Source organism: Mycobacterium sp. (assembly GCF_035570115.1).
GTDB lineage: Bacteria > Actinomycetota > Actinomycetes > Mycobacteriales > Mycobacteriaceae > Mycobacterium.
In genome coordinates this window covers 1-4,903 of record NZ_DATMLH010000300.1, presented here as the reverse complement: position 1 = coordinate 4,903, position 4,903 = coordinate 1, and the positions used below count along the sequence as shown (strand labels likewise).

Annotated in this window: 4 protein-coding genes and 1 pseudogene; all 5 read left to right on the top strand. The window is 63.4% G+C overall.

Going from position 1 to position 4,903, the window contains the following annotated elements; all coding sequences use genetic code 11:
• A partial coding sequence (locus VNW74_RS28570) for a class II aldolase/adducin family protein (protein ID WP_325683160.1) occupies window positions 1-540 on the top strand: 540 nt, incomplete at its 5' end.
• 23 nt (window positions 541-563) lie between these two features.
• A complete protein-coding gene (locus VNW74_RS28565; protein ID WP_325683158.1) occupies window positions 564-1,442 on the top strand; it encodes an alpha/beta hydrolase in 879 nt (292 codons plus the stop codon).
• Window positions 1,443-1,824: 382 nt separating this feature from the next.
• On the top strand, window positions 1,825-3,027 hold the full coding sequence (locus VNW74_RS28560; RefSeq protein ID WP_325683156.1) for an AMP-binding protein: 1,203 nt from the start codon (window positions 1,825-1,827) through the stop codon (window positions 3,025-3,027).
• A 133-nt stretch (window positions 3,028-3,160) separates the two neighbouring features.
• Window positions 3,161-3,316 (top strand): annotated as a pseudogene (locus VNW74_RS32020) (hypothetical protein); the annotation flags it as partial.
• 205 nt (window positions 3,317-3,521) lie between these two features.
• The gene (locus tag VNW74_RS28555) at window positions 3,522-4,736 is read left to right on the top strand and encodes a helix-turn-helix domain-containing protein (RefSeq protein ID WP_325683154.1); all 1,215 of its coding nucleotides are present in this window, start codon (window positions 3,522-3,524) and stop codon (window positions 4,734-4,736) included.
• Window positions 4,737-4,903: the final 167 nt, after the last annotated feature.

Below are 4,903 nucleotides of genomic sequence, written 5' to 3'. Positions count from 1 at the left end.
ATCTTGGTCGATCACAAAGGCGATGTGATCGAAGGTTCTCGTCCCGTCAATCGTGCAGCGTTTGTGATCCATTCCCGAGTGCACGAGGCCCGTCCCGACGCGCTAGCGGCGGCGCATTCTCATTCAATGTACGGACGGGCGTTCTCCAGCTTGGGAATCCACCTCGATCCGATTACCCAGGATGCGTGTGCGTTCTACGAAGACCACGCTGTGTACGACGACTATCACGGGCTCGTCAACGACATGGACGAGGGCGTCCGTCTGGCCAAGGCACTCGGACCGAACAAGGCCGCCGTTCTGCAAAACCACGGCCTTCTCACCGTCGGCCACACCGTCGCCGAGGCTATTTGGTGGTTCATCACGATGGAACGCTCATGCCAGGTACAGCTGGTCGCCATGGCGGCGGGAACGCCGAAACTCATACCCCACGACGTGGCCCTTGCCACCCGCGAGCTCATTGGGACTCCCGCGGCCGGATGGTTCCAGGCGCAACCGCTGTTCGATCAGATCCTGGGCAGCGACCCAGACCTCGTCCAGTAAGCCCAACCGCTCGGATCCCCTAGATGAATACGACGCTGGATTGTTGGACTTCGGGTGGCTCCCGACGCGCCGTCAGCGGCTCGCCGCACGAGTTGTTCGTCCGCCAAGATGGCCCCATCGACGGCAAGCCGGTAACCCTTTTCCACGGCTTTCCGGCGTCGTCGTTCGACTGGGCAGGCGTGGTACCAGACCTTACGGGTGCCGGTTATCGCGTGACGACCCTGGACTTCCTGGGCTACGGCAGCAGCGACAAACCGCATCCACATAACTACTCGTTGATGGAGCAGGCCAGTCTTGTGCAGGCGGTGTGGGGCGATCTGGCTATCGACCGCACCGCACTGGTCGCCCACGATTACGGTGTTTCGGTAGCCCAAGAACTGTTATCTCGCGACCCCGGCCGCATTGAGTCGATGGCCTGGCTCAACGGGGGCATGTTCCCCGAGCTGCATCGACCCGTTGACTTTCAACGGCACCTCGCTGAACTCACTGGCGACGACGCCGAAGCGTATATCACCGAACCCCTATATCGTGCAGTGCTTTTGAGCGTCTCAGGCAGACCGATCTCTGACCATACGCTCGGCGAGATGTGGGCGGATTTCAGCAGGTCGCGGGGAACACGGGTGGCTCCCGCGCTGCTCGGCTATATGGCCGAACGCCGCGAGCATGCTGCGCGCTGGTCGCACGCTGTCGAAAGCTATTCGGGTCCACAGACTTTCATCTGGGGCCCCGCCGACCCAATTAGTGGATCGCATGTCCTTCCCCGTATTCGGGACAAGGCCCCGTCCGCCAGCATCACCGTGCTGGACAACCCACCGCCGGTCGGACACTTTCCGGAGGTCGAGGCGCCCGAGCTCGTTGGCCCTCTACTCGTCGAGCACCTTCACGCAGCTGGCCAGGTGTGATTGATTGCGCCCCCGCGGACGAATCTAGCGAGAACTGGTGGTTCGGCCGAGGCCGTCCTAACCGAACCCTTGCTGCCCGACAAGGGCAAAATCGTTGCCCGAGGACCCGGCCTCGGCCTGGCAAATATGCACTTCAGTGACGTGGGCCCCAAAATCGACGCTTGACCCGGTTCGCCGTCACGCTTGACCGGTCCACCGGCGTGCTCAGGCGTCGAGGTCTGGTTGCCGCCTGACGAGATTATCGACGCCCAGAGCGGCGCCATCGGACCCGTTGTTGGATGCAACACCACCTGGTGCCACTCGTTGTCGCTGCTTCCATCGACAGGTGGCCACGACAGCCGCATCGTCAAATGATGCGAGGCAGTCCGCCCGGGATGTGTTCATGACGAATTTGAGCCTGTATCTCGTCGAGTCGGCAGACATGTACCCCGATGGCCCCGCGCTGCGCTGTGACGGGGCCACAACGACGTTCTCGGAGCTGGCCGACAACGCCGCGCGGTTCGCCGCCTACCTCGGCCATCGAGGTCTCCGCCCGGGTGACCGGGTGGGGGTCATGCTGGCCAACCGTCCCGAGTTCGCGATGGTTTTCTACGGGGTGCTGCACGCCGGAGCCGTTGTGGTGCCGATGGATCCGCTGCGAAGCGCCCGCGACGTCGCGTTCGCCTTGACCAATGCCGGTGCACGCCTGTTGGTTTTCGCCCTGTCCTGTTGGCCTGCCGCCACCGCGGGGGCACGGGCCGCCGGAGCTCTCCCAATCGGTGTAGGCAAGTACACGCTGGAGCAGCTGACCGACGACTTTCTCGGGCGCGCCTGGCCGGTGACCCGCGCGAACAACGACAACGCGGTCATCCTGCACACGTCACGTACGACGGGCGTGCCCAAGGGGGCCCAACTCACCCACAGCAACCTGCTAAGCAGCCAAGCCGTCATTGCGCGCAGCCTGCTCGACATTGGGCCCGACGACGTAGTGCTGAATTGCTTCCCGTTGTTCCACGCGTTCGGGATGGCATACGGTCTGGGCCCGGCGATCTCGTCCGGCGCGACGCTGGCGCTACTTCCCAGTTTTGATGCCAACAGAGCGTTGGAAATGGTTGCGGCCGAGCGGGTTACAATCTTCGAGGGTTCACCTGCCATGTATACAGCGATACTCGGGGCCGTGCCCGGCCACAATCTGGACTTTGGTTCGCTACGGGTGTGCATCTCCGTCGGCGCTGCGATGCAGCTCGAGGTGCTACGTAAATTCGAAGATGAATTCCACTGCGTGGTCCTCGAAAGCTACGGGCTACCGGAAACGTCGGGGGTGGCGTGTTCCAACCATCCCAACGCGATACGAAAGGTCGGTTCGATTGGCACACCCATCGACGGCGTGCAGATGCGGGTGGTCAATGAACACGCCACCGAGGTACCGACCGGGACACCCGGCGAGATTCAAGTCCGCGGCCGCAACGTAATGAAGGGCTACTGGACCCTGCCGGACGTCGTTGCGGGCGCCGTTGTCGACGGCTGGTTTTCGACTGGCGACATTGGCCTGGTCGATGAGGACGGCTACTTCTACATCATCGCCCGCGAGAGCGCCCCTACCTGAGCCATTCGACCCATGCGCCGTGCCTAGCAGCCAAGCTCTCGCCCCTAACATTTGCGAGCATGCCACCACGATGCGAGCGAGGCATCGCATCAATTTTCGTACGACTGCTCGTTCGTAACGGGACGAGGCCCTCATCGCAATCCGTGAATTCCCGTGGGCCGAAGGCGATGCGCTGACCGCGATCCTGGAGCGACGCCGACGGTATCGCGCCGCGTTCGAGGATCTGCTCAACGACGGAGTCGGCCGGGGACGCATGGCTGTTGCCAACCCAAAGATTGCGGCCTTCGCGATCATCGAGATGGCCGAGAGCGTTCCGAGGTGGTTTCGCCCCGACGGCGAGATGTCGATAACCAGCTCGCCTACCTTTACGGCGAATTCGCGCTGCGGATCGCGGGCGTATCCAACGTCTCGGCTGCGCGCATCGGCTGACGTCGACGACCAGGCTCTGATCCTGTCGCCTGTGCCTGACCACAACGGCCGTAAGGTTTCGGGGTATGAGCGCGGTATCGCACGCCGGCGGCGTCGGGCGCGGAGCCGAACCTGATCCGCACGTCGTTGAGCTCAGCAAGCTCATGCTGGCCCGTGCCCCGGAACTTGGCCAGACGCTGGCCGACCGGCTGTTCAGCGAGATCGACGCGTACCGCGACGGCACCGTCCTCACGAAAGACGAACTACGGGCAAGTTGTGAGGCAAACCTGACGTTCGTCTTCCACGCACTTTCGGGAGACGCGGACGTCGATGTCTCGCCTGCCGAGCACACCGGAACTGCACGCGCGCTCGTGGGTTTGCCGTTACCGGCGGTGATGACGGCCTATCGGATCGGCTTTCGCTTCATGTGGGAGGAGACCCTCGCCGCCGCGCGGGCCGCGGAAATACCCACCGAATCGATTCTGGAGGCCACCGCACGCGTCTTCCTTGCCCAGGACACCTTTACCCAGGCGATGGCCAGCGCCTATCGGCAGCAGCTGACCGCGCAGATCCTGGAGCAGGAGGAAGAACGGTCAGCGTTGGTCGAAGCGCTGCTATCTCGGCGGATCACCGACACCCAGAGCCTCTGGGAGGCGGCCGACCTGCTCCGGCTGCCCACCACCGGACCGTACGTCGTCGTGGCAGCCGAGTTGCCGACCATTGGGAAATTGGGTTTGCCCGCGATCGAAAATAAGCTCGCCACCCGCGATATCCGGTCGGCCTGGCGGCTGCTGCCGGACTTACACGTCGGCATCGTCCACGTGCGGATACCCGACACACTCGGCACTTTGATTTCAGTGCTCCGCCAGGCCGCGACCGTCCGGGTCGGCGTCAGCCCGCCGTTTCATGACTTGGCCGAAACCAGCGACGCGCTGCGATTCGCCCGGCTGGCGGTGACTGGGAGGCCGTCGGCGGACTCGCTGGTCACGGTGTTCGACGACACCCCTCTTGCCATCGCGGCGGTCAGCGCCCCAGACGTCATGGCGAAAATCAGGTCGTCGGTGCTGTGGCGACTAGACGAACTGCCGCCCGCGGAGCGCACGATCCTGCTCGACACCTTCCAAGCGTGGTTGCAGGAGGGCGGCTCCGCTAACGACACCGCGACGAAAATCTACTGTCATCCCAACACCGTGCGGCACCGTCTTCGCCGAATCGAGGAGTTGACCGGCCGGTCACTTTCGCGGCCCAAGGATATGGCCGAACTCTGTCTGGCCTTCGAGGTCGAGCAGCGGCTGCCTTAAGCGGCCGCCGCCACCACCGATAGGCCTATCCAGGCCTTTTGCGGCGGCTTTGTCGCCGGAAGACAACGATCCGCCGCAACTTGGTTGGTTGACGACGTCGCTGCACCGACCTAATGCCGATACCTTTCATCTCGAACGCAACGCAGCACTCCAGACCACCAGCTAAT

Excerpts from the sequence above, each read along its gene's own strand:
- VNW74_RS28565 (WP_325683158.1), top strand. The coding sequence starts at position 564 with ATGAATACGACGCTGGATTGTTGGACTTCGGGTGGCTCCCGACGCGCC.
- VNW74_RS28555 (WP_325683154.1), top strand. The coding sequence starts at position 3,522 with ATGAGCGCGGTATCGCACGCCGGCGGCGTCGGGCGCGGAGCCGAACCT.
- VNW74_RS28560 (WP_325683156.1), top strand. The coding sequence starts at position 1,825 with ATGACGAATTTGAGCCTGTATCTCGTCGAGTCGGCAGACATGTACCCC.